Raw genomic sequence first — 25,168 nt, forward strand, 5'->3', positions numbered from 1 at the left:
AATAGCGTCTGGATCAACTTTGGTGAGAAAAGCGGTGATATTGAGGGGTACGGCAAGTAAAAACCCGCAAAATGGCGGGTTTTTTATCTCGTTACATCGTGATTCACAACGGACTTTATTTTTTCTCCAGCGCTTCCCAGAGACCTGACAGGTAAGTGACGCCGAGCGCGCGGTCGTATAGACCATAGCCTGGGCGTCCCGTTTCTCCCCAGATAAAGCGACCGTGATCCGGGCGGATGTAGCCATCAAAGCCGTTATCGTGGAGCGCCTGCATTACGCGGTACATGTCCAGCGAACCGTACTGCGAAGGGTGAGCCGACTCGTAGAAGTCTTTATCTTTGATCAGCTTAATGTTGCGTACGTGCGCAAAATGGAGGCGCTTGCGACGCGTGAATTCAGCCAGGATTTCATAGACGTTATTTTCTGGATCTTCCGCGATCGAACCGGTACAGAGGGTGATGCCATTCGCCGGAGAGTCAACGGCATCGCAAATCATCGCCAGGTCGGTGTGGTTTTTGACCACGCGCGGAAGGCCGAAAATAGAATACGGCGGATCGTCCGGGTGAATGGCCATTTTCACGCCCACTTCTTCGCACACGGGAATAATCTCCCGGAGGAAATAAAACAGGTTTTCCCGCAGCTTGTCGTCATCCACCCCACTGTAGCGCGCGAATAATTCCTGCACTTTAGCCAGGCGCTCAGGTTCCCATCCCGGTAATGCGAAACCGTTGGAGTTATCCAGAACCTCTTTTACGACCTCTTCCAGCGTCTTATCAATGCCATGTTTTTCAAAGGCCATCGTCAGAGAACCGTCCGGCAGGACGTAGTTCATGTCCGTTTTCATCCAGTCGAAGACCGGCATGAAGTTATAACAGATGACCTTTATGCCAAAGCCCGCCAGGTTGCGGATCGTCTGCTTGTAATTCTCAATATAGCGATCGCGTTCCGGGGTGCCGATTTTGATGTCATCGTGGATATTGACGCTTTCGATGACTTCCATCTTCAGGCCCGCAGCGTGCGCCTGCTCAACCAGCGCCTTAATTTTTTCAACCGGCCACACTTCTCCAGGGGCGACATCATAGAGCGCCCCGACGACGCCTTCTACACCCGGCACCTGGCGAATGTATTCCAACGGGATTTTGTCTTCCTGTGGCCCAAACCAGCGCATTGTCATCTGCATTCTTTGTCCGCCTTTCTTATCTTATTGCGTATTTCGTATATTTGACTTCATACCATACTAGTATTGACTAGCATATTCAGTAATGACAATTTGATCAACCTTACCGTAGAAAAAAGATTAAATGCCGCCAGGAATATACATTTCCGTTAAGGGGAAGCTTTTACTGGAAAGCTTATTTCCGGTAAGTGTTTTAATTTTGTAAAATATAATGATCAGTTTGTTCTTATTTGTCGTTTATCGTGAAAATAACCGCTATAGCACAGGGATTAATACACGCCATTACGACTGAAAGTGATTTTTTTATTGAAAGTTGCATAACATGATTTAAGTCACAAATTTCTTAATTACACTTGTATGGTAGTAGACTTTAAATGGGCGGGAGGGGTAATGTCGGGGCTATTAAGTACCTGTCATACACCGATTTTAGCCTCAACCTGGGGACGTTTTAGCAAAAGCCATCCCCTTGTGCGGAGTAATTATGTCCATGATAAATCAAAGTTTTATGATAAATAACGAACCGGGTCAGCGGTTGTATTCTGAGCTGGCTAAGACGTTACCTATTATTGACTATCACTGCCATCTTGAAGCGAAAGCGATTTGGGAAAACAAACCTTTTGCCGATATTACCCAGCTTTGGCTGGAAGGGGACCATTATAAATGGCGGGCGATGCGCGCCAATGGCATACCCGAGCGGAAAATTACCGGCGATGCCTCTTCAGAGGAAAAATTTGAAGCGTGGGCGCAAACCGTTGAGGCCAGTTTTGGTAATCCGCTGTATCACTGGACTCATCTTGAACTGAAATATTATTTCGCGATTGAGGAAACGCTAAACAGTAAGAACTGGCGCACGATTATGGCGCAGTGTAATGAACAATTACGTCGCGATGATTTTTTACCGCAGGCGTTAATTACCCGTTCAAATGTTGAAGCGCTTTGCACAACCGATGGGCCGCTTGACGATCTGGAATATCATCAGCGACTGGCGGAAAAGCGTGATTTTTCAACGCTCGTGCTGCCGACCTTCCGTCCCGATGAACTGTTTGAAACGCATCCCGATCGCTTCCTGACGTTTGTGTCTCGCCTGTCGCAGAAAACCGGAAAAACCATTACCACTCTGAATGAGTTTCTCGCGGCGCTTGAAGCGCGCGTCGATTTTTTCCACAGCACGGGTTGCCGGGTGTCGGATCATGGGCCGCTGGCCGTTCGTTTTCGCCCGCTTGATGCTGCCGGCCAGGCCGCGCTGTTCCAGCGCCGACTGGCAGGTGATGCGCTGAGTGAAGATGAACTTCAGGCCTGGGATAGCCTTATTTTTGTCGCCTTAGCCAAAATGTACAAACAGCGCGACTGGGCAATGCAGATTCACTTTGGCGCGATTCGCAACAATAACACGCCAATGTTCGAAAAAATCGGCATTAACTGTGGCTTTGATTCCATTGGCGATCAGACGCACCTTGCGGAAAGCCTGAATGGTCTGCTGAACGCAATGGCGGAAAACAACGGTCTGCCGAAAACGATCCTCTATAACCTCAACGCCAGCTATAACGATGTGGTTGCCTCCACCATCGCTAATTTCCAGAGCGGTGAAGATGGCGTGAAATCCCCGCTGCAATTTGGCTCCGGCTGGTGGTTTAACGATACGCGACGCGGCATGGTGAATCAGCTCAATACGCTTGCCGATCAGGGATTACTCTCTAACTTTATTGGTATGCTGACGGATTCCCGTAGCTTTGTCTCCTATACCCGACACGATTATTTCCGCCGAATCCTCTGTGATTTGATTGGCGGGTGGGTCGAAAGAGGGGAAGTGCCGGAGGACGATGCGATCCTCAATAACATGATTCGTGGCATCTGCGTGGATAACGCCCGCCGCTATTTCCGTTTTCGATAAGACTGATGCAGGAATAAACGATGACCCGTAAGAACAGAAAAGTCACCATTCCCGTCAGTATCGGCTACGGCCTGACGGATATCATGGGGGGCGGCGCATTTACCGTTATCGGTGCCTGGCTGCTTTTCTTCTATACCACCTTTGTTGGTCTGTCGCCGATTGAAGCGGCATCTATTGTGGCGATCGCGCGTATTGTCGATGCGATCGTGAGCCTGTTTATGGGCAGCTTCACGGACCATTTCTATAAGCATTATTTGGGCAAGAAATTTGGCCGCCGCCGTTTCTTCCTGCTCATTGGCGCGCCACTCATGCTGGTTTACATCCTGTTATGGATGAACGGCATGAACTTCTGGTTCTATCTCGCTGTGTACCTGGCCTTTGAGATTATCGCCGCTATGGTACTGATCCCGTGGGAAACGCTGCCGTCTGAGATGACCAAAGACTTCAATGACCGTACCAAACTGTCAACGTGCCGCATGTTCCTGTCGGCATCCGGGACGTTCCTTGCCACCTTTATTCCGGGCCTGCTGATCGGCTGGCTGGGTGAAAACAACGCGGATGCGTATCTGATCAACGGCGTTGTATTTGCCGTGCTGTTTACGGTCTGTGTGTTTATCTCCTGGAAAGTGACCTGGGAACGTGAACTGACGCCGGAAATGCTGGCGGAAATGGAAAAAGAGCGTCAGCCGATGACCGCTGGCGAAAAACTGGCGGCGTTTGGCAACCTGTTCAAAGAGTATGCCTCAACGTTAAAAGTGCGCGCGTTTCGTAAACATCTGGCGATCTATCTCTTCTCCTTTACCGCCAAGGATGTCTACAACACCGTATTCGTCTTTTTCTGCGTCTACTGCCTGAATGTTTCATCCTCGCTGGCGGGAACATTGCTGTCGATGAGTATCGTCGGCTTGCCGGTCACGCTGGCGGCGGGCGTGGCGATTATTAAATATGGCCCTTCTCGCCTCTATGTCTTCTCCTACAGCCTGATGATGCTGTGCCTGGGCGGGTTCTTCCTGGTTTACCAGTTCCCGACCGACAACAAAATCGTATTGCTGGTGATTCTCGCCGGGGTTTACCAGGTCGGGCGCTGCATTCTGGAGTTCACGCCGTGGAACGTGTTCCCGTTCATCCCGGACATTGACGAAATGATCACCCGTCAGCGCCGTGAAGGGCTGTTTGCCGCCGTCATGACGTTCTCCCGTAAGACAACGGTAGCTATTGCGACCTTTGCCGTGGGCCTGCTTCTGCAAAGCGGCGGCTTCGTGAAAGGCAGCCAGACGCAGCCGCAGGAAGCGATCACGACCATTGCCATGCTGCTGTTCGTTGGTACGGCCGGGCTTCTGATCATTGCACTGTGGCAAGCGCTGACCTTCCATCTGAATAAGCGCACGCACAAAATTTTCGTGGACGAAATTGAACGCCTCAAAGCGGACGGTCTTAAACAGGATGTGACGCCGGAAGCCCGCCATATTGTGGAAGACCTGACGGGCTACAGCTATGACTCGCTCTGGTGTCAAAGCGCGCCTGAACGGGTAAAGCCCGCTGAACCCACCTCCATACTGAGCTGATACAGCCTGGCGGCAGCAAGGGCGCAATAGGCCTGCTGCCGCCAATCCCTCTTTTTATACAGTGAGTAGAAAGATGCAAAATAAGCTATTACACGCGAAAGCCACCGTTCCGAACTGGGATCGCAACGCGCTGGTTCCGCGAATTGTTCACCTGGGATTTGGTGCGTTTCATCGTGCGCATCAGGCCGTTTATGCGGATATTCTGGCTGCGGAACACGGCAGCGACTGGGGCTACACCGAAGTTAACCTGATTGGCGGCGAGCAGCAGATCGCCGATCTGAAAAATCAGGATCGCCTCTATACGGTGGCGGAAATGTCGGCCGATGCCTGGACCGCCCGCGTGGTTGGCGTAGTGAAGAACGCGCTGCATGCGCAGGTGGATGGCCTGGAAACGGCGCTGGCTGCCATGTGCGAGCCGCAGATTGCCATTGTATCGTTGACGATCACGGAAAAAGGCTACTGCCACTCTCCGGCTACCGGCCAGTTGATGCTCGATCACCCGGCTATCGTTGCCGATCTGCAAAACCCTCAGCAGCCAAAATCAGCGCCGGGCGTTATTGTCGCCGCGCTGGCGCGCCGCAGAGCGGCGGGTCTCCCGGCGTTTACCGTGATGTCCTGCGACAATATGCCGGAAAACGGTCATGTCATGCGCAACGTAATATGCGCCTATGCGCAAGCCGTTGATGCCGGGCTGGCTGCCTGGATTGCGCAGAACGTGACGTTCCCCTCCACGATGGTGGATCGTATCGTCCCGGCGATGACGGCGGAAACGCTGGATAAGATTGAACAGCTTACCGGCGTGCGCGACCCGGCAGGCGTGGCCTGCGAGCCATTCCGCCAGTGGGTTATCGAGGATAACTTTGTCGCAGGCCGCCCGGAATGGGAAAAGGCCGGAGCCGAACTGGTGGCTGACGTGCTGCCGTTTGAAGAGATGAAGCTGCGTATGCTTAATGGCAGCCACTCTTTCCTCGCTTATCTGGGTTATCTTTCCGGCTATCAGCACATTAATGAGTGTATGGAAGATGAGCACTTCCGACACGCCGCGAGGGCGCTGATGCTGGAAGAGCAGGCGCCGACGCTGAACGTGACGGGGGTGGATCTCACCCGCTATGCCGATATGCTGATTGTGCGCTACAGCAACACGGGACTGCGTCACCGTACCTGGCAGATTGCGATGGACGGCAGCCAGAAACTGCCGCAGCGCATGCTGGATTCCGTTCGCTGGCACCTGGTTCACCACCATCGTTTCGATCTGCTGGCGCTGGGCGTTGCGGGCTGGATGCGTTACGTCGGCGGGGTGGATGAACAGGGAAACCGTATTGACGTCAGCGATCCGCTGTTGCCGGTCTTGCAGAATGCGGTGATGCAGAGCGCGGAAGGCGAGGCGCGGGTAAAAGCGCTGCTGGGCGTGGAGGCCATTTTCGGGAACGAATTACCGCATGAGCCGCTGTTTGTGGCGCAGGTAACGCAGGCTTACCTGTCGCTGCTGGAAAACGGCGCGAAAGCGACGGTCGCCCGCTATATCTCTGAACGGTAAAGCGTAAAGGAGTGCCGCCAGATAACGACGGCACTCCTGCGTTGACTGACGCCCCCCATTCACCAACCCTTTTCCTCTTTTTTCTCTCCCGTCGCTTCCTTCTGCGCTAAACAGTGACTAAACAGCAATGATGTCGTTTTAACGATGTAACGCACCTGCGCGAATTAGCGATGTCCGCCACAAAATTCACATATCACTCCCACTGATGAAAGGAAGCGACTTGCTTTTGTACAGGGAGGCGGATAGTTTCTGTAACGTTACACTAAAACGTTACAGAAGAAACATACAGCAGTTTTTCTCATTTACTCTCCTGGCGATTTAGCGGTGCCAGACGGCGTTATCGCTACCCTAATGGTATGTGGAAGGACAATCATGATGGAAATAAAACAGCTTCGTTCGACCAGACGTTTTTTAGCTTTAGCTTGCTTAAGTACCGCGCTGATAGCGGGCAGTGTGGTGACTTCTTTTGCTCAGGCAGCGCTTAATTTTCGCGTTTACTCCTCTTTGCCCGGGGATGATTCCTCCGCGCACTATATCTGGTTTACCCGTTTTCAGGAGAACCTGAACAAAAACGAAAAATTGAAAGGGCAAATTAAGCTCAACTATTTCGCCAACGGGATGTTAGGAAAAGAGGCCGATGCCACGCAGCAGGTACGCATTGGCGCAATCAATATGATGATCTCCGGCACCTCGATTTGGGCCACGCTGGTGCCTGAAATCGGCGTTCTGGATCTGGGGTATCTGTTTAAAGATTACGACCAGGTTGGCAAAACGCTGGACGGAAAAGCGGGCGAGCAGCTTTCTGCGTTAATGCTGAATAAAGCCAACGTTATGGTGCTGGGTTATGGCTATAACTTAGGCGCGCGTAATGTGTATACCAAAAAGGCCATTGAAAAACCTGAAGATTTAAAGAATCTGAAAATCCGCGTCCTGCCAGTGCCTAACTTTATCGCCACGCTGAATCATATGGGCGCGGTGGCGATTCCGATGCCGGGCGGCGAGGTCTATTCCAGTCTGCAAATGGGCGTTATCGATGGCGTTGAACATGATGCGCCGACCATCTACTCCAGCAAATATTATGAAATTATCAAGAATGGCACCCTGACCCGCCATAGCTTTAACCCGCTGATGATCGCCATGAATAAGAAGAGCTTCGAGCAAATTCCAGAAGCGCTGCGGGCCGACGTCCTTGCGGCGGCGCAGGAAGCCACAGAGTACGAGCGCCAGCAGGCAAGCCAGAAAGAGCAGGAAGCGATTAAAAACCTGGAAGCCAAAGGGGTGACATTCCGCGAGACCGATCGCGCGTACTTTGCGCAGCAGGTGCAGCCGGTCTGGAAGGCATTCCTCGATCAATATCCTGATATGAAACCGATTGTTGATGAGATTACCGCCGCGGCGCCAGGCGATAAGTCGTAATACGTGAGCCGCCGATTCAGCCGGTTTTGGGGTGGGTCGGCGGTATCACCCGGTAAGCCCATGAAAGGAGTCCAACATGGCAGATATCTCTATGAAAGCAAAGGATGAAAATGCTTTGCTGATGCTGTTAGGCCGACTGAGCAGAGGCTTAACGACCTTAACATCCTGGGCCGGGGCACTGGTGCTGTTTATCAACGTACTGGTGGTATTCGCATCCGTTATCTGGCGCTACGCATTGCATTCACCGATTCACTGGGCGGAAGAGGTGGCGCGTGCGCTGATGATTGCCCTCGTCTTTTTTGGCGTGGCCACGTCCACAGGCAGAGGCGGGCATATTGGCGTCGATCTGTTCCTGCGTTTTTTGCCCGAGCAGGTGCGCCCTTATGTTATCCACGCCAGTCGTTGGGTGCTGTTTCTGGTGTCGGTGGGGCTGGTAATTTCCAGCTATGACCTGGTGCAGGCCGCGCGGGTACAAACGACCGAGACCGGCCTGCCGCAGACGATTTACGTTATCCCGGTGTTGATCGGTTCCGTGGTGATGATGGTGGCCGCGCTGGAACATGCGCTGCATGAACGCGCGCGGGTTGTTCTGCTCAGCGGCGGCGGAATCCTGGTGCTGGCGGCGCTGGGGTATCTGAAACTCTCGCTGATGGCCGATCCGGCCAGCGCGGCGGCGGGGCTGATGCTGATCTGTTTTGCGCTGGGTATCCTGGCCGGTGTGCCTATCGCGTTTACGCTGGGCATGTCCGCAATGGTGTTCTTTATTTGCGATCCATCGTTACCGTTTGTCTTTTTCTCTCAGCAGGTTGCCGCCGGGGTGGATCACTTTGTTCTGCTGGCGATTCCGTTCTTTTTACTTGCCGGGGCGGCAATGGAAATCAACGGGATGTCAACGCGTCTGGTTGAGCTGATTGTGCGCGGGATGGGGCGCTTTCGCGGCGGGTTAAACATGACGACCGTGCTGTCGATGGCCTTCTTCTCTGGGATTTCCGGTTCCAAACTGGCGGATGTCGCCGCAGTGGGCGGTGTCTTGATGCCTGCGGTGCGTCGCGCTAAGCAGGACAGCGAAGAGGCCGCAGGGGTGTTCGCCGCATCGGCGGTGATGGCGGAGACCATTCCTCCGTGCGTAAACCTGATCGTCATGGGGTTTGTGGCGAATATCTCCATCGGCGCGCTGTTTATCGCCGGCCTGGTTCCCGCCGTCTGCCTGCTGGTACTGCTGATGATCGCGGCCAATCGTTTCGGCGGAAAAATTAACGTCAGCGAGGCTTACCCGGTTTTACGCCCGCGTGCGCAGCTCTACCTTGGCGCCGCCGTGGGGCTGGTCATGATCTTTATGATTGGCCGTGGGGTGATGATGGGGATTGCCACCTCGACAGAAATCTCCGCCTTTGCGGTGATTTACGCCATCGTTGTCGGTCGCCTGGCGTTTCGCGAGCTGACGCTGAAAGCGACGGTAAAAATGTTTATTGATATCGCGGCTATGTCCGGCGTACTGCTGTTCATCGTCGCCTGCGCGACCAGCCTTTCTTATGCGCTGACGATACAGATGATTCCGCAGCAAATTGCTGAACTGCTGGTGGGGATTGGGATGGAGCAGGGCGCCTGGCTGTTCCTGCTGTTGACCATTGTGATTCTGATTATCTTTGGCGCGGTTCTGGAAGGTGCGCCAGCGTTGATCATTTTCGCCCCTATCCTGGTGCCAATCGCCATTCAGCTTGGGTTTAACCCGCTGCATTTCGGTATTGTCATGATTCTGGCGATGGGCTTTGGCTTATTTTCACCGCCGATTGGATTAGGGCTGTATACCACCTGCGCCATCTGCGGTGTGGAGATGAAACATGTTATTCGGCCAATGGCGAAATATCTGGCGGTTGTTTTCGTCGGCATCATCATTGTGGCGATGGCGCCGCCATTAACCACCTGGTTGCCTGGACTGGCAGGCTACTGATTATTCATTACGGATATTCGCCACGCTCAGTGGCGGGGATGTCCGCGCGCTGAAAATAGCAGTAACGCGACAGGTTATCGCCTGGCGATGTTTAAATCTGAATAAGTGGAGTATGAAATGGGATCATTAGTGGGTAAAAAAGTTTTTATTACCGGTGCGGAACAGGGTATTGGTAAAGAAACGGCCAGAAAATTAATTGAGGCCGGATGTGATATCTATATTCATTATTTCAGCGGCGAAGAAGGCCCACGAGAATTAATGGCCATTGCGGAGCAAAAAGGAAGCCGGGCGGCTTGCGGTTATGCTGATTTAACGAATGAGGAAGATGCCGCGCGGTGCGTTGCGCAGGGCGCGGCGTTTCTTGGCGGCATTGATATTCTGGTGAATAACGTCGGTGGAATTATCGCCCGAAAATGGCTCGGCGAGATCGAACCACAGTTCTGGCGTACCGTTATTGACGTGAATATGACCACGATGCTCAATGTCACCCAGCAGGCGTTACCCTGGCTGAAAGCCTCGCCAGATGGGGCGAGCATTGTGAATCTGGCGTCATTAGCCGGTCGTTCCGGCGGCCATGCGGGCTCTCTGGTTTATTCCACCACGAAAGGCGCCGTCTTGACCTGGACGCGCTCACTTGCCGCCGAACTGGGCGAATCTGGCATTCGGGTGAACGCCGTGGCCCCAGGATTGATTCTGGGCACCCGTTTTCATAATCAGCATACGACGCAGGCGTCTGCCGACCAGACGATTCAGGCTATTCCTTTGGGGCGCGCCGGTACGCCTGAAGATGTCGCCCGGGTAATCTGTTTCCTCGCCTCTGAATATGATGGTTTCGTCTCCGGCGCGACGATTGATATTAATGGCGGTATTTATCGGGCGTAAAAGCGGGCGGGTTGTAAAACCCGCCTGATTTAAAAGGGACTCTTTATGATAAAGTCAGATATTATTCATCCTGATTTATTACAGGCATTGGCGCAGTGCGGTCATAAAGCCAATATTCTGATCGCGGATGCGAATTACTCTTTCCTGACCAACTCGTCACCGCAGGCACGTATTATCTGGCTTAACTTTTCTCCCGGCTTAATTGGCAGCGTGATGATTCTGGAGAAAATTCTTGGCTATATTAACGTAGAGAAAGCGACGTTAATGACGAGCCCGGCTGAATTTGATAACACGATTGAGCGTGAATACCGTGGTCTGCTTTCAGAAATGACGGAACTTGCTCATGTTGAGCGAAATGCGTTTTACGCGCTGGCGAAATCATCGGATACGCTGCTGGTGATTGCGTCAGGCGAAACCCGCCGTTTTGCCAATATTCTCCTCACCGTCGGCCCGACATTACTCTGAGAAGACGAGAAAAACGCGACGTTCTTCTCGCGTTATTCTCATCGTATATTTTCCGCTTCCCGCACCGATTGTCGGCATACCAGAGAAGGGGGAAACAAAAACTCGTCGGGAGGGATTGCCGGAGTCTCTATTCGGGCGATCAGGCGCTCAACCATCACGTCCGCCATCTCCGTGAGCGGCGGCATAATAGAGGTCAGGCCGGGGTAAACCAGGCCAGAGAGTGAAATATTGTCGATACCGACGAGAGAGATCTCTTCCGGCACGCGGATACGGGCTTCGTGCAAACCACTCATCAAACCAATGCCAAGCGCATCGTTAATGGCGACGATGCCGTCAGGACGAAGGGATTGCTGGCAGAGGGTTTGCGCCAGAGAACGGCCCAGTTCGGTCATTTCGGTATCTCCGTAGGCGGCCATCGCTTTTCCTTCGATGATCATCCCTTCACGATACATGTCGTGCTGGCGTACCGCGCTGAGAAAGCCTTCTATTTTATGCGCGCGGCTGGGGGTCATCCCTGCGACGGTCGCAAACGCGAGGCGGCGACACCCGCGCGCGATAAGATGCTCTGCCGCCATTCGGCCCGCCTCAACGTTATCCATCGACACGCTGTCCAGCGCGAAACCGCCAGAGTCAACGCTTGCGGGCATACGGCCATCGTAGTTCACCATTATCATGCCCTGCGCCGCCGCGCGGGCGAAATGCGGCTTTTCGATATCACAGGCGGCCACAATAATCCCGCGAACGCCATGAGCAAACATATCTTCCAGAAACGCTTCTTCTTCTTCGATTTGGCGATAGGTGTTGCCGATCAGCACGCGGTAGAGGTGTTTTTTGGCGGCCAGATCCACTTCACGCGCCAGTGCCGCAAAGCTGGGGTTCACGATGGATGGCACCAGTAAACCGATCATTTTTGCCTGCCCCGTTTTGAGTTGCTGGGCGACCCGGTTGGGGAAATAGTTGAGCGTTTGCATGCTTTGCTGAATGCGCGCCAGCGTTTCCGGGCGCATTTGATCGGCGCGGCCGTTAAGCACATTGGACACCGTGCTGACGGAAACGCCCGCATGCTTTGCGACATCTCGAATGTTTGCCATACATCTCCTTTGCAGCAATCGGTGAATGGCGGCTCATTCAGTATCGCCATCTGGATAGCAGAGTATAAACTACAACGGTTTAGTGTAACGTTACAGCTAATCGTGTCAATGCCATAAATCCCGTAACCGTTGTTCACACAATGAAAAATCTAAATAACATTGATAATGAGTTTTACTCTCATTATCATGTTGGCTGTGCGGGTTTCGGTGATTATTCTTCGTATCAAGGATGGACACAGAACATATATATGGAAAACCCTTCCCATACATAAAACGAGCATTTTTGTTCGGGTTTCATTCAATAAAACCCCATTTTAAACGGGTTTTTTCGTGTCCTTGTATTCATGAGATTAATGATGAAAAGCAGCGCAAAAAATAATTATTCTCTGCAAAAATCCTTGCTGGCATTCGCGATTGGTGCCGCCGCTCACGGTGTTTACGCAGCAGAAGACACTACCGGGAAAGAAGATACGATGGTCGTTGAGGCCAAATCCGCAAACAGTGGTTTTAAAGCCGGTGGCGACGCGCAGGTGCCCGCGTTCCTGGAGGGGCAGGTTGCCCACGGAGGACGACTGGGGGTTCTGGGCGAACAAAAAGCGATGGATGTGCCGTTTAATGTTATCGGTTACACCTCAAAACTGGTGGAAGACCAGCAGGCGAAGACCATCGGCGAGGTGCTGAAAAACGACGCCGCAGTACAGCCCGTACAGGGATACGGGAACTTCTCAGAAAACTATCGTATTCGCGGCTTTGAGCTGGCGGGGGATGACGTGACCTGGGGCGGTCTGGCTGGCGTGCTGCCGCGTCAGGTCGTGGATGCTTCGCTGTTTGAGCGCGTGGAAGTGTTTAAAGGCGCCAGCTCTTTTGTGAACGGCGCGGCAAGTTCCGGGGTGGGCGGTATGGTCAACATGGAGCCGAAACATGCTGATGACCTGCCGCTGACGCGCCTGGGAGTGGATTACACCTCTTCAACTCAGGTAGGTACCACGCTGGATGCCGGTCGTCGTTTTGGCGACAACAATCAGTTTGGCGCGCGAGTAAACATTCTGCATCGTGAAGGCGAAACCGCCGTTGATAACGAGAAAAAACGCACGACGCTGGCCGCCCTCGGGCTGGATTATCGCGGCGATAAACTGCGCTCCTCGCTGGATGTCGCCGCCCAGAAGAAGACGTTCCACGGCGGGACGATGGGGATTAACTTAAGCGGCGTCGATTTCGTGCCGGATGTACCGAACAACACGGATAACTACAGCCAGAAGTGGGGCTACAGTGATATCACTAACCAGTTCGGTATGGCGCGCGCTGAATACGACATCCTGAATAACTGGACGGTCTACGGCGGCGCCGGGGCGCAACATGCGCATGAAACCGGGATTTATACCGCGCCAAAATTACTGAACAGATCGGGTGATGCTGTCGTCGATGTGCTGTATACCAACCGTATTATTGACGCGTTCAGCAGTATGGCGGGTATTCGCGGCGAATTTGATACCTGGTCGGTCAGCCATAAGGTGAACCTGGGCTATTCGGCGGTGATCAAACGCGATAAAACGGCATGGCGTATGAACTGGGCCAACCCTGGCTCCATGACCAATATCTATGACAACCATGACGTGCCGATGCCGCAGTGGGATCTCGCCGGCGGCAACTATCACGATCCGCTGACAACCTCCCGAAACCGTACTCAGGGTTATCTCCTCAGCGATACGCTGGGATTCTTTGATGATCAGGTGCTGCTGACCGTCGCCGCGCGTAATCAGAAAGTGGTGGTGCGTAACTACAGCAATGCGACCGGTGAAGAAGACACTGACTCTCGCTATACGGAAAGTCGATGGATGCCGACCTACGGTATCGTATATAAGCCGTGGGACACGGTGTCACTGTATGCTAACCACACCGAGGCATTACAGCCGGGTGAAAACATTACCGATCAGGAGTCGCCGGATTACGGTAAAAGCATCGGTATTCTGCACTCTAAGCAAAATGAAGTGGGCGTGAAAATTGATTTCGGCACCGTCGGCGGTAGCCTGGCGCTGTTTGAGATTAAGAAACCGTCCGTGATTAAGAACGAGACGACGCAGGAATATTCGACCGATGGCGAGCAGCGTAACCGGGGTGTGGAAGTTAACCTGTTTGGTGAGCCGGTTTACGGTCTGCGTCTGAACAGCAGTGCGACCTGGTTACAGCCGAAACTGACCAAAACGCAGGATGGCGTCAATCAGGGGAATGATGCTTCCGGTACTCCACGTTTCACCGCCGTTCTCGGTGCTGAATATGATATCCGGCAGGTTGATGGGCTGACCGCTACCGCGCGACTGAATCACACCGGCTCGCAGTATGACGGCGCCGCCAATGAGAAGAAGCTGGACAGTTACACCACGCTTAACCTCGGCGTTCGTTACCGGATGCGCGTAAACCAGGAGCAGAATGAGATGGTATGGCGTTTAGGGGTGGATAACGTCACCAACGAGCAATACTGGTCTGGCGTATCCGACTACGATGGCGTGTATGTGTTCCGTGGCGAACCGCGTACCCTGAAGCTGTCTGTTAATTACGACTTCTGAGTTAAAAACGGGCAGGGATGCCCGGTAGTAATGCCGGATGGCGGCTTCGCCTTATCCGGCCTACGGTATTACGGTGTGGTGCGGGTAATGCCGGATGGCGGCTTTGCCTTATCCGGCCTACGGTATTACGGCGTGGTGTGGGTAATACCGGATGGCGGCTTTGCCTTATCCGGCCTACGGTACTACGGTGTGGTGCGGGTAATGCCGGATGGCGGCTTCGCCTTATCCGGCCTACGGTATTACGGCGTGGTGAGATTGTAGGCCCGATAAGCTTGCGCCATCGGGCAACCGGCTATGATGATTTCTGAAACTCGCTGACGGTTTCCCACGCAATCTGCTGCAATGCTTTTGCGGTGGCTGGGGTCATATCTGTGTCTACGGGCAGCGCTCCGCCCACTGGCGACTGGTTATACAGCGTGGCAAAGAACACACAGGCGGCTAAATAGGTTCCTGCAATGGAAGGGTGTACGCCATCGTGGTAATAAAGATTAATTTCCGGGTGTGCTTTACGCGCTTTTTCAAAAGCCAGACCGACCGGCGCGACATAGCCGCCAGTTTTCTGCGCAATGGAAACATAGGCGTCAGCAAGTTTCTGTATATCCTCTGGTTGATCCCGCTTTGCCCAGGTCATGAAGTACACGACTTTTGAACCTGCCTGATGCGCCATATCCGCCATTTTTGTCGCGGATTCGATGAAATTCTGCCGGGTGCTCTCTTTCTGTGAGATCGTCTCCGTGGAGTTGCCTTGCAAGATGACAACGTCCCATTTTTGCAATGTATTCTGATAGGCGAGATTATGAATTTGCCAGCCTAAATGACCGCTTGAGATGGTGATCCCCCGATATTTATACCCTTTCGCGTGGTTCGGCAGTAAAGAGCGCGTCAGATCCCGCAACCGGGTATTAATATTGTTGTTATAGAACGTGAAAGAGTTGCCATACAGCGCGACAATTTTATTATCCCCCTCTATTTTTGCATAGGGTGAGGGCGCTAATAGCGCATCAGCATGCACACATAAACTGCCAAATAAAAAAGTTGATGCAAGGGATAACTGCATTATTCTTTTCATAAATCACCTGTCAGAAGTCATAGCGGAGTCCAACGATGAGCGCGTCATCATTGACTTTTTGGTTTTTATTGGCGAAGGCTTTATCGTAAGTAAATGATAACCAGGTATCATCGGCTAATGTTATTTGTGTTTCGACACGCCAGTCCTCTTTTTCATAGACGGATTTATCTTTCTCATCCAGGAAACTGTAACCGGTAAGGAATTTAAATTTACCGTATTTCCAGGACAGTAATGAATCCATGCCTTTAAAGTCATTGTCGCTTTTATTATCGCGCGCAATGGATGTGCGTAATGCGGTGACGGCGGCTTCAACGTTCTTATAGCTGAGCTGCAAGCCTGCCATGATCTGGTCGTTTTGATTCCGGCCATCAGTGGTTTTTACGCCATCCTGGCGTTTATAACGGCTGGCGGCAATCGCCGGTGTGAGTCTGAAATCCCCCAGTCTGAGCGTGTTTCTGTAACTGGCCATTGCGCCATAATCCAGGGCTTCATTACTGCTGCCATTGCCCGCGACCCACGCCAGCTGTATCTCATTGCCTGCAAATTTAGCATTCCATTGTACGGTGCCGTCCTGGCGGTTGAACTGGTAGGAGTCATCAATGGTGGTGATGCCGTAGCTGTAAATATTCGGCGTAAAGTTTTTATATTTATCAGTCATTTTCATGACCTGATACAACGGGTTTTTGGTCCTGCCGACAATCAGTTCGCCCCAGGTTTTATTGGACAAACCAATATAGGAGTAGCGCGCTTTTAAATCGCTATCCCCGGTATTGCTGTCGTTTTTTTCGGTTCGCACCTGCCATTCCAGACGGCCTACGATCTTTGTCTCGGGGATAAAATCCAAATCCCGGGTGAGGTAAATCCCCAGACGGCCACCCAGATTCGTTCGCGTTTCGCTTCCGGCATAAGAGTTTTCTCCGCTGGCAATTTTACCTTCTACACGGCCATAAATATCCAGCGTATTTCCATCTTTATTATAGATACTCATCGCATATGAGGAGGTTGTCATCCCCGTCAGTAGAATGAGTGAAATAATTTTTATTTTCATAGCATCCCCAGAAAACAATAGTTAGCTTATTTGTCTGTTCGAGTGAGCGGTTTATCGCAGGGGGGATTGTTCTGGAAAAAAGGAAAATCATGATATGGGAATTATTTTTTCTCATTACAAAATGTGATTTTTAGCGCATAACGATGTCCTGTTTTATCGTGTTGCTAAATTTAATGGTGATTATTTGCGAAAAGTTAAAGCAAAGCGAAATACGCGTTGCACTAACAAAGCAACTCATTGTGATAGCTATCTCATTTTTGTGTTTTTCGGGTGTTAAAAAGGGAAAGCAAAATTCTCATGACGTATTTTATGAATGGGAATTTTATTTTCCCCTGTTAATCAGTTGGCCGATCCCGCAAGATTCATTCACGACCTTTTATATTAAGATGCTTTATATTGCCGGAGAGTCGCAGTATGTACGGTAAGCAAACAACAGTATTTGATTCTGACCTCTATTCATCGCTCTTTACCGAGAGTCGGATGCGGGAAATCTGGTCTGACGACAATCTGCTTCGCTGCTGGTTGACGTTTGAAGCAACGGTAGCGCGCGTGCAAAGCGAGCTGGGCATTATTCCTGAACAGGCGGCGATTGAAATCGAGCAGGCATGTCAGAACATCGAGATAAACTGGCCTGCCTTAGCCCAGGGAACGCAAACGGTGGGCATGGCGATTAAGCCCTTGATCGACCAGATTTCGGCTGCTGGCTCTCCGTTGGTTAGCCGCTATCTCCACTGGGGATGCACCACCCAGGATCTGCTGGACTCCGGCGTGGCGATGCGATTACAGCAGACGCTGCAACGGGTATATCAGCAACTGATTGAGGTAGGGGAAGAGATGAAGGGCATGGCCTTAAAGCATGCCCGCACCGTTATGGTTGCGCGCACCAATTCGGTTGATGCCTCCGCCACGACCTGGGGGCTGCATGTCTCCGGCTATCTGGCGGAGGTGAATCGGCATCTGAACCGGCTGCAACAGCTCTATCCCCGGGCGATTACGGGTCTGTTTGGCGGCGCGGTGGGGAATCTTGCCTCCGTCGGCTCTCAGGGAATGGCGACGCGTGAGCGGTTGATGCGGGCGCTGGGGCTAAACGTCCCCTGTGGTATAAACAATGCCAGCCAGGATGCAATTGTTGAAGTGGTTCAATGCTTTGCGCTGATTCACGGTACGCTCTGCCGCCTGGCGAATGACGTGGAAACTCTGGGACGCACCCCCATCGCGGAAGTGCTTGAAGGCGAGGGCGGCGGAGGCTCCAGCACCATGCCGCACAAGGCTAATCCGCGCGCCAGCAATATGATTCAGACGCTGGCGAGGATGGGCTGGATGTACGCCTCCGGCGCGCCTGCGATGTTGGATCAGCAGGATGTGCGCGCGGCGTCGATGAGAGTATTGAACTGGACGATTCTACCCGAGGCGTCGAACGCCTTATCGGTCAGTCTTAGCCGGGCCAAAAAGCTGCTTTCCCACCTTATTGTGAATGAAGACAGAATGCGCGCTAATTTTGACTGCTCGAAATCTTTCATTATGTCGGAATCGATTACGATGAGTCTGGCGAACAAAATAGGGCGAGAACCCGCTTATAATTTAGTTAAAGCGCTGCTCAGTCAGGCTAATGGTGAGCAAAGTCTTATCGACATTGTCCACGCCAGCCCGGAAATTCGGGCGTCGTTATCCGCAGAAGAAATTGCCGATGCCTGCGAGCCGTTGTCTTATATTGGTTGCAACGATGCGCTGATTGCCGAGACCCTCGCGCGGTTTGATGAAATGAAAGTCATCGATATTGCGTAGCGCTTTATGTCGGGAGCGTCCCTCCCGACTCTGCTGGTCAGGTATTATGTGAAGAAGCGGAAAATGTCTCAAAGAAGAGAAACAACTCTTCCAGTTGGGCAAAGTTGCCTTCATTGTCACTCTTCTCATAAGCCAGATGCAGAATCAGTTCGATAAAAAAGAAACCGAGAATTCGGCTTTGAAAAATGGACTCCACGTCGCTTGGCAGTACAAACTGAAGATCGCAGAATTTACCGTAAGGATTGGCATCAGAATTGGTGATCAGCACGACGGTCGAATTTTTCTTTCTGAACCATTTCGCGATATTGAGTGCGACCCGGTTAAAGCGATAGTAGGAGAATACGATCAGAACATCATCTGGTTCGATGTTTATCAGGCACTTGGGCAACTCGCTGATGTCGGTAGGCAGAAGAGTGATGTTGCTGCGAAAGTACTTTAACAACGTACAAAAATGCAGCGCCATCGCATGGGAGGAGGAAGGGCCGACCACATAAATATGGCGCTGGCTGTTGAGTACCAGTTCGATGAATTTATTCAGGCTATCGATGCTGATGGTCTGTTTAAAACCATTAAATAATGAAGTGACTTTATTATTAAAGGTATCAACAATCTGTTCTGTTTTGGTGGTGTTTTTAGGCCGCTGGCGACTGTTTTTCTCAAAAGGCGCGGCGATTTTGTTTTTTGACAGCGTGGTATCCAGCGCTCTTCTGAAAGCCGCATAGCCGGTAAAACCGACTTTATTCAGAAAGCGCCCGATGGTTGCTTTGCTCACGGCGGCATTCTGGGAAAGATCGACAATCCCATGATAAGGTAATTCGCTGAAGTGTTTATTAATATAGTCATTAAGCCGACATTCAGACTCGGTCAGGTCACCAATATTTTGGGTGAGTGAATTATACTCATCCAGACTTAATGTGTTTTTTCTGTACATGTGTAGTACCCGGTGACGTTTTATATTGAGATTGTTATATGAAAAGATACCTCTGCCGTCAATCATTCCGTGGCTGGCAATTTAGTAAAACATCTTATTTTCTGCGGGATCGCGCCCCATGTAGATAAGATGCGATCTTACTCACAAAAAAATATGGGAAAAGCCCTTTCCCATATTTTATAGCACGGTGGTTTATTACGATTAAATCGACAGTACAATTATTTAATACCGTGAACTGACGGACATATTCTCATGGCAATATGTATGAGCAGGTTTTTAGCTGTTGGTGAAAACGCTGCTTGCATAAGGCTGACATCTCTGATTTGTATGGTATAGGGATTGTTGTTATGACTGCATTTATTATAGCAATAGTGATAACAGTAATTGCCGCGTGGTTAATTGTGAAAAATTACCAGCCGCAAACTGTGTTATTATTCGCGGGGCTGGCGTTATTAACAGTTACCGTTCTGTTTTACCCAGAGAATAGTATTCTTTATGGTAAAGCAAAATCTACCGGGTCAACCTGGCTGGATATCTTCAGTTTTGCAAAAGAGTCTTTGACCACGCAAATCGCGGGTATCGGCTTAATTATTATGGCTGCGGGGGGATTCGCCAGTTATATGGATCACATCAAAGCTTCGAATGCGATGGTGAATATGTGTATTCGTCCCTTGCAGGTCATTAAAGCGCCTTATCTTATTCTTGCGCTGGGCTACATTTGCGCGCAGCTTCTGCATGTGGCGATCTCCAGCGCAGCCGGGCTGGCGATGTTATTACTGGTGACGTTCTTTCCCGTTCTGGTGCGGCTGGGCGTCAGTAAAGCGTCCGCTGCCGCGATGATCGGCCTGTGCGCGTTTATGGATCTTGGCCCGGCGGTTGGAACGGCGAATCTTGCGGCCAAACATGCCGGAATGGAAAGCGCGATTTACTTTGCGCACTATCAAATGCCGGTGGCGGTTGTGGTTATGCTGGCCGTCGCGGTGGTGATTTTCTTTACCGCCAAATATTTCGATAAAAAAGATGGGTTTGTTCCGGGGACGGAAGAGGTTGCCGAAGCGGAAGAGGAAGGACGCAAAGTGCCCGCCATTTATGCGCTGCTGCCCGTATTGCCCGTCATTCTGGTTCTGGTTTTCAGCCCGCTGGCGATCGCATCCATCAAAATTGACGTTGTGACGGCGATGATCCTCGGGGCGGTGGTCGCTTTTTTCTTCGAGCTGTTCACCACGCGTGATTTCCGCGCCTGTTGCAAAGGGTTGCAGGTATTTTTCAAAGGAATGGGAAGCATGTTTACCAGTATCGTTTCTTTACTGGTCTGTGCGGATATCTATGCCCAGGGGCTACAGAAAATCGGCGCAGTGGACTATCTCCTTCAGTCTGTACAAAGCGCTGGTCTGGGCTTTACCAGTATGACGCTGGTGATGACGGCGCTGGTAGGCGTTACTGCGGTATTAACCGGTTCTGGCGTGGCGGCATTCTTCTCCTTTTCCGGGCTGGCGCCCTCTATCGCGGCGAAGTTTGGTGAAAGCGCGGTCAATATGATTCTGCCTATGCAACTGATGGCGGGAATGGGGCGCTCTATTTCTCCGGTTGCAGGCATCATTATCGCCGTGAGCAAAGCGGGCGAATGCTCACCGTTTATGATCGTCAGAAGAACGCTGCTCCCGGCGCTGGCGGGGATTGCCGCGATGTTGATTGCCAACTATGTGCTGATTTAACGCTTTCTTATTACCGGATTTAACTCATGGACAGCAACGTGACACACGATGTTTTATACGTCCCGTTTACGGGGAAACTGTTACTGGAATCGCCGTTATTGAATAAGGGGAGCAGTTTTACTCAGCAAGAGCGGAATGATTTTAATCTTAATGGATTGCTGCCCTGCGCTATCGAAAATATTGATGAGCAAGCGGAACGCGCTTACCAACAATATCTGGAGGCGGAGTCTGATAACGCGCGGCATATTTATTTGCGTAATATCCAGGATACGAATGAGACGCTATTTTATTACCTGCTGAAAAAACATCTCCCGGAAATGCTGCCGATTGTTTATACCCCGGTTGTTGGCGCGGCCTGTGAAAAGTTTTCCGGGATTTATCGTCGCGCCAGAGGGGTCTTTATTTCGTGGCCCGATCGCGAACGAATTGACGATATTCTGCATGATATCCCGAGACACGATATCAAAGTGATTGTGGTGACGGACGGGGAACGCATTCTGGGACTGGGCGATCAGGGCGTTGGGGGAATGGGGATACCGATTGGCAAACTGTCGCTGTATACCGTTTGCGGCGGGGTAAATCCGGCGCATACGTTGCCCGTTATGCTGGATGTCGGGACAAACAATCCGCGATTATTAGACGATCCCCGCTATATGGGCTGGCGGCATCCGCGCATCACCGGTGAAGACTACTTTGCGTTTATCGGTATGTTCATCGCTGCGGTGAAACGTCGCTGGCCGGATGTATTGCTGCAATTTGAGGACTTTGCCCAGCATACTGCGGTTCCTTTGCTGCATCGTTATCGTGATGAGCTGTGCTGTTTTAATGATGATATTCAGGGAACGGCGTCGGTCGCGCTGGCGACAATTTTAGCGGCCTGCCGCGCCAGCCAGCGTGATTTTAATCAGCAGACGATGGTCATCGTTGGCGCAGGGGCGGCGGGTTGCGGCATTGCCCGCCATATCATCGCCTGCCGGGTGGCCGAAGGTATGGACGCCGCAGAGGCCAGCAAAACGATTTTCATGGTGGATCGCGACGGCCTGGTGATGACCACCGCCTCGTCGCTGGCTGATTTTCAGGTTCCGCTGGCGCAGCCTCCTGAAATGCTATCTGGATGGGCATACGCTGGCGCGACGCCGTCCTTGCTGGAGGTCATTCATAACGCGAAACCTGGCGTGATGTTGGGCGTTTCAGGGCAGGCGGGGCTGTTCACTGAAGAGGTGGTGCGTACGATGTATCGCCACTGCGAACGCCCGATTATTATGCCGTTGTCTAACCCGACCTCCAGAATGGAGGCCCGGCCGCAGGACCTTGTCCGCTGGACTGATGGACAGGCGATTATCGCAACGGGAAGCCCTTGTGAGCCGGTAGATTTTGCCGGACGTACGATACCGGTATCGCAGTGTAATAACGTGTATATCTTTCCTGCCATTGGTCTTGGCGCGATTGCCAGCGGCGCCAGGAGGATCACGGAAACGATGCTGATGGCGGCGAGCCGCGCGCTTGCCGACGCCTCGCCTTTGGCGAGTCATCATGGCGGAGGACTGCTGCCGGAAATCAACATGATATGCGATGTAACCCGCCGTATTGCCTTTGAAGTGGGGAAGGCGGCGCAGCTGTCCGGCGTAGCGGATGCGCTGGATGATGCAGTGCTAACACAGCGCATTACGGCGCATTTTTGGCTACCGCACTATCGTCCTTATAAACGCCGTGCTATCTAGTTTTTGGCTATGAATGCCCCGCTTCGGCAGTCGCGCCGGAGCGGGGACGGGCGTATTAATAAAAAATACAAGACGATAAAAAATAAAGGTAAGGAATAAAACTGACATCATAAGTTGAAAAATAAAACTTCATTAGCCTGCGATGCATTGCGCGGATTGTGCAACTTCATGATATGTATTTAATTATTTTTGAAAGCGGATGTGCGGCCTTATACAAGGTCAGATGGACGACGGTTAATTAAAATGCTGTTTTTATTTTATGTGAGGAAAACCTTATTCGGAGCGATCGAAATAAGTAAAGAATTGCGGATAAATGTCGTTATAACACTTATCCAAACCGATCGAGACCCTACCCCATGATGTGGAAAACAACTCAAGCCCGAGTGACACTCCTGCTTATAAGTTTTTTTGTTATATTACTGTTGGTTACGTTTGTTGTTATCAAACAATTCGTCTCTCCGCAGATTATTGCAACGGAAACCAGAAATATAAGAGCCACGGTCGAGCTGCAAAGTGACGCGATAAAAGAGCAAATGAACCGCGTTAAAGCGCAGCAGCGCACGATCACCGAACTGGTTTCCGGGCTTCAGAGCGATCAAATTGACGCGCTCTTGCCGCTGTTTGTGAACCAGTATGGCGATCTGAACGTTTTTGGCGGCGGCATCTGGCCATTACCCGGGCTGCGCGAGCCTGGCCGCGACAAATTCAGCACTTTTTATGCGCGCGATGCCGGTGGCGTGCTCCAGCTTAATACGGTCTGGAACCAGCCGGAGTCAGAAAAATACTGGGAACAGCCGTGGTATAAAGACGGTATGGCTGCGCCAAAAGGTGAGTGTGCATGGGCCAAAGCCTACCAGGATTCAGCCAGCCCGCAGCCGAGAACCAACTGCGCGATGACAATCTGGAAAGAGGGAAAGGCCTGGGGTGTCGCCACTATCGATGTGACGTTGGGCTTTTTTAACCAACTGGCAAAAGAGATGGGGAAGGCGGTCGAGGGAACCGTATTAATTGTTGAGTCTGATGGCAAAATTGTTGGGAACGGCGCGCCGACTCAAGGCAATACCGCATTGATGAATGTGCGCGATTTGAATATTCCGTCAGCTTTACCGCTGCTCAATCTGCTGAGCCAGGGGCAAAAAGCGGAATATGAGGGCGGCTATGACGGCGAAGACGGCGCCCATTCGCTGTTTGTTTTGTCGATAGAAGGCAGCCCGTGGTATCTGGTGATTGATACGCCCAGCAGCAACCTGGTGCGCCAGTCTAATGCGATACTGACAACACTCACGCTCGTGCAGACGGTGATCGGCCTTATCATTGTCCTTGTCCTGATGCTGATTGTGCGCAACATTTTCAGGAATGTGACGCTGCTGAACAGGAACATAGAGGCGCTATCCGGCGGCGGCGCCGATCTCACGCAACGGCTTGTGGAAAGTAAAAGCCCGGAATTTAATGCCATCATCAATAACTTTAATAAATTCATCGCGTTCCTTCAGGATTTGATGCAGCAGGTTGGGCACAGCTCCTCGGCAATTTCTTCCGCTTCGCGGCAGATCGCCGGAGGAAACCTGGATCTCTCCTCCCGTACGGAAGAACAGTCCGCTTCCATTGTTGAAACGGCGGCGTCGATGGAGCAGCTCACCAGCACCGTACGGCAAAATGCGGAGAATGCGTTGCAGGCGAACAGGCTGGCGACACAGGCTTCCGACGCGGCGAAAGCGGGGGCTTCAGTGGTCAATGACGTGGTTGCCACAATGAGCAACATCAATGATTCATCCTCAAAAGTGGTGGAAATCATCAGCGTAATTGATGGCATCGCGTTCCAGACCAATATTCTGGCGCTGAACGCGGCGGTTGAAGCGGCGCGGGCCGGTGAGAATGGCCGTGGTTTTGCCGTCGTTGCCGGTGAGGTGCGTTCTCTTGCGCAGCGAAGCGCTCAGTCCGCGCAGGAAATTAAGAAGCTCATTGAAGAATCGGTCAGCAGTATTGAGCAAGGTAGCGGTCTGGTTCGCCAGGCGGGTACGACAATGGACGGCTTAATGGAGAAGGTTGAAGACGTGAGCGTTTTAATCTCTGAGATCAGTTCCTCAAGCGATGAGCAAAGTCGCGGAATTGAGCAGATTAATATCGCAATTACTCAGCTTGATAGCGCGACCCAGCAGAATGCGGCGCTGGTAGAAGAGGTTGCCGCAGCGGCCCAGTCAATGGAATCGCAAACCGAGATGCTTGAAAAAGTGGTCGGCAGCTTCAAACTCTGAAAAGCGGTATAACGAAACGCGCAGCATGATGGGGTTAGCCCTTCGCCGGACCGTGGAACACGTCGGTCTCAGAAAAGTTATCCCCTGTCATGCGGCGCTCTATGA

18 protein-coding genes are annotated in these 25,168 nt (G+C 51.9%); 13 read left to right on the top strand and 5 right to left on the bottom strand.

Annotation, left to right across the window (positions count from 1 at the left end; genetic code table 11):
* Positions 1–115 precede the first annotated feature (115 nt).
* On the bottom strand, positions 116–1,180 hold the full coding sequence (gene uxuA / locus OGX75_RS18805) for a mannonate dehydratase (RefSeq protein WP_134769862.1): 1,065 nt from the start codon (positions 1,178–1,180) through the stop codon (positions 116–118).
* A gap of 478 nt (positions 1,181–1,658) precedes the next feature.
* Between uxuA and uxaC the strand changes: the two genes are divergently transcribed.
* The 7 genes from uxaC (at position 1,659) to OGX75_RS18840 (ending at position 10,884) form a co-directional block, all read left to right on the top strand.
* Positions 1,659–3,068: a glucuronate isomerase gene (gene uxaC / locus OGX75_RS18810; protein ID WP_286451468.1), complete on the top strand. Its 1,410-nt coding sequence runs from the start codon at positions 1,659–1,661 to the stop codon at positions 3,066–3,068.
* Positions 3,069–3,088: 20 nt separating this feature from the next.
* A complete protein-coding gene (locus tag OGX75_RS18815) occupies positions 3,089–4,633 on the top strand; it encodes an MFS transporter (RefSeq protein WP_047459551.1) in 1,545 nt (514 codons plus the stop codon).
* 73 nt (positions 4,634–4,706) lie between these two features.
* The gene (locus OGX75_RS18820) at positions 4,707–6,170 is read left to right on the top strand and encodes a mannitol dehydrogenase family protein (RefSeq protein ID WP_286451469.1); all 1,464 of its coding nucleotides are present in this window, start codon (positions 4,707–4,709) and stop codon (positions 6,168–6,170) included.
* Between the two features lie 372 nt (positions 6,171–6,542).
* Positions 6,543–7,586 carry a TRAP transporter substrate-binding protein gene (locus OGX75_RS18825; RefSeq protein ID WP_012134504.1) on the top strand — a complete coding sequence of 348 codons (1,044 nt, stop codon included), beginning with the start codon at positions 6,543–6,545 and terminating at the stop codon, positions 7,584–7,586.
* 76 nt (positions 7,587–7,662) lie between these two features.
* A complete protein-coding gene (locus OGX75_RS18830) occupies positions 7,663–9,537 on the top strand; it encodes a TRAP transporter large permease (RefSeq protein WP_012134503.1) in 1,875 nt (624 codons plus the stop codon).
* Between the two features lie 117 nt (positions 9,538–9,654).
* Entirely contained in the window at positions 9,655–10,419 is a 765-nt protein-coding gene (locus OGX75_RS18835; protein ID WP_049011919.1) for an SDR family NAD(P)-dependent oxidoreductase, read from the top strand.
* A gap of 45 nt (positions 10,420–10,464) precedes the next feature.
* Positions 10,465–10,884: an RbsD/FucU family protein gene (locus OGX75_RS18840; RefSeq protein WP_012134501.1), complete on the top strand. Its 420-nt coding sequence runs from the start codon at positions 10,465–10,467 to the stop codon at positions 10,882–10,884.
* Between the two features lie 38 nt (positions 10,885–10,922).
* On the opposite strand, the gene OGX75_RS18845 is transcribed toward OGX75_RS18840, so the two are convergent.
* Positions 10,923–11,990, bottom strand: coding sequence for a LacI family DNA-binding transcriptional regulator (locus tag OGX75_RS18845; RefSeq protein ID WP_340157725.1), 1,068 nt, complete (start codon positions 11,988–11,990; stop codon positions 10,923–10,925).
* Positions 11,991–12,331: 341 nt separating this feature from the next.
* Between OGX75_RS18845 and OGX75_RS18850 the strand changes: the two genes are divergently transcribed.
* Both OGX75_RS18850 and OGX75_RS18855 read left to right on the top strand, forming a co-directional pair.
* Positions 12,332–14,539, top strand: a complete 2,208-nt coding sequence (locus OGX75_RS18850) for a TonB-dependent receptor (protein WP_286451470.1) — start codon at positions 12,332–12,334, stop codon at positions 14,537–14,539.
* Between the two features lie 30 nt (positions 14,540–14,569).
* Positions 14,570–14,800: a hypothetical protein gene (locus OGX75_RS18855; RefSeq protein ID WP_286451471.1), complete on the top strand. Its 231-nt coding sequence runs from the start codon at positions 14,570–14,572 to the stop codon at positions 14,798–14,800.
* 31 nt (positions 14,801–14,831) lie between these two features.
* Here the strand turns inward: OGX75_RS18855 and OGX75_RS18860 are convergent, their stop codons facing one another.
* Both OGX75_RS18860 and OGX75_RS18865 read right to left on the bottom strand, forming a co-directional pair.
* On the bottom strand, positions 14,832–15,608 hold the full coding sequence (locus tag OGX75_RS18860) for an SGNH/GDSL hydrolase family protein (RefSeq protein WP_012134496.1): 777 nt from the start codon (positions 15,606–15,608) through the stop codon (positions 14,832–14,834).
* 10 nt (positions 15,609–15,618) lie between these two features.
* Positions 15,619–16,656 carry a porin gene (locus tag OGX75_RS18865; RefSeq protein ID WP_199971727.1) on the bottom strand — a complete coding sequence of 346 codons (1,038 nt, stop codon included), beginning with the start codon at positions 16,654–16,656 and terminating at the stop codon, positions 15,619–15,621.
* Positions 16,657–17,070: 414 nt separating this feature from the next.
* Here OGX75_RS18865 and OGX75_RS18870 point away from each other — a divergent pair, with 414 nt between their 5' ends.
* Positions 17,071–18,441 carry a class-II fumarase/aspartase family protein gene (locus tag OGX75_RS18870; protein ID WP_012134493.1) on the top strand — a complete coding sequence of 457 codons (1,371 nt, stop codon included), beginning with the start codon at positions 17,071–17,073 and terminating at the stop codon, positions 18,439–18,441.
* Between the two features lie 37 nt (positions 18,442–18,478).
* Here the strand turns inward: OGX75_RS18870 and OGX75_RS18875 are convergent, their stop codons facing one another.
* Complete coding sequence (locus OGX75_RS18875) at positions 18,479–19,372, bottom strand: MurR/RpiR family transcriptional regulator (protein ID WP_199971729.1); 894 nt, start codon at positions 19,370–19,372, stop codon at positions 18,479–18,481.
* Positions 19,373–19,719: 347 nt separating this feature from the next.
* On the opposite strand from OGX75_RS18875, the gene dcuC reads away from it, so the two are divergent.
* The 3 genes from dcuC (at position 19,720) to OGX75_RS18890 (ending at position 25,063) form a co-directional block, all read left to right on the top strand.
* The gene (dcuC, locus tag OGX75_RS18880; protein ID WP_047459531.1) at positions 19,720–21,087 is read left to right on the top strand and encodes a C4-dicarboxylate transporter DcuC; all 1,368 of its coding nucleotides are present in this window, start codon (positions 19,720–19,722) and stop codon (positions 21,085–21,087) included.
* A 26-nt stretch (positions 21,088–21,113) separates the two neighbouring features.
* The gene (locus OGX75_RS18885; RefSeq protein ID WP_112001331.1) at positions 21,114–22,808 is read left to right on the top strand and encodes an NAD-dependent malic enzyme; all 1,695 of its coding nucleotides are present in this window, start codon (positions 21,114–21,116) and stop codon (positions 22,806–22,808) included.
* 356 nt (positions 22,809–23,164) lie between these two features.
* A complete protein-coding gene (locus tag OGX75_RS18890; protein ID WP_080750339.1) occupies positions 23,165–25,063 on the top strand; it encodes a methyl-accepting chemotaxis protein in 1,899 nt (632 codons plus the stop codon).
* Positions 25,064–25,168: the final 105 nt, after the last annotated feature.

The sequence above is a fragment of the Citrobacter sp. CK199 genome (genome assembly GCF_030333285.1).
Taxonomy (GTDB): Bacteria; Pseudomonadota; Gammaproteobacteria; order Enterobacterales; family Enterobacteriaceae; genus Citrobacter_B; species Citrobacter_B koseri.

Coding starts and splice junctions, on each gene's coding strand:
- OGX75_RS18825 (WP_012134504.1), top strand. CDS start 6,543: ATGATGGAAATAAAACAGCTTCGTTCGACCAGACGTTTTTTAGCTTTA.
- OGX75_RS18885 (WP_112001331.1), top strand. CDS start 21,114: ATGGACAGCAACGTGACACACGATGTTTTATACGTCCCGTTTACGGGG.
- OGX75_RS18835 (WP_049011919.1), top strand. CDS start 9,655: ATGGGATCATTAGTGGGTAAAAAAGTTTTTATTACCGGTGCGGAACAG.
- OGX75_RS18870 (WP_012134493.1), top strand. CDS start 17,071: ATGTACGGTAAGCAAACAACAGTATTTGATTCTGACCTCTATTCATCG.
- dcuC (WP_047459531.1), top strand. CDS start 19,720: ATGACTGCATTTATTATAGCAATAGTGATAACAGTAATTGCCGCGTGG.
- uxuA (WP_134769862.1), bottom strand. CDS start 1,180: ATGCAGATGACAATGCGCTGGTTTGGGCCACAGGAAGACAAAATCCCG.
- OGX75_RS18815 (WP_047459551.1), top strand. CDS start 3,089: ATGACCCGTAAGAACAGAAAAGTCACCATTCCCGTCAGTATCGGCTAC.
- OGX75_RS18840 (WP_012134501.1), top strand. CDS start 10,465: ATGATAAAGTCAGATATTATTCATCCTGATTTATTACAGGCATTGGCG.
- OGX75_RS18820 (WP_286451469.1), top strand. CDS start 4,707: ATGCAAAATAAGCTATTACACGCGAAAGCCACCGTTCCGAACTGGGAT.
- OGX75_RS18855 (WP_286451471.1), top strand. CDS start 14,570: ATGCCGGATGGCGGCTTCGCCTTATCCGGCCTACGGTATTACGGTGTG.
- uxaC (WP_286451468.1), top strand. CDS start 1,659: ATGTCCATGATAAATCAAAGTTTTATGATAAATAACGAACCGGGTCAG.
- OGX75_RS18850 (WP_286451470.1), top strand. CDS start 12,332: ATGAAAAGCAGCGCAAAAAATAATTATTCTCTGCAAAAATCCTTGCTG.
- OGX75_RS18830 (WP_012134503.1), top strand. CDS start 7,663: ATGGCAGATATCTCTATGAAAGCAAAGGATGAAAATGCTTTGCTGATG.
- OGX75_RS18865 (WP_199971727.1), bottom strand. CDS start 16,656: ATGAAAATAAAAATTATTTCACTCATTCTACTGACGGGGATGACAACC.
- OGX75_RS18860 (WP_012134496.1), bottom strand. CDS start 15,608: ATGAAAAGAATAATGCAGTTATCCCTTGCATCAACTTTTTTATTTGGC.
- OGX75_RS18890 (WP_080750339.1), top strand. CDS start 23,165: ATGATGTGGAAAACAACTCAAGCCCGAGTGACACTCCTGCTTATAAGT.
- OGX75_RS18875 (WP_199971729.1), bottom strand. CDS start 19,372: ATGTACAGAAAAAACACATTAAGTCTGGATGAGTATAATTCACTCACC.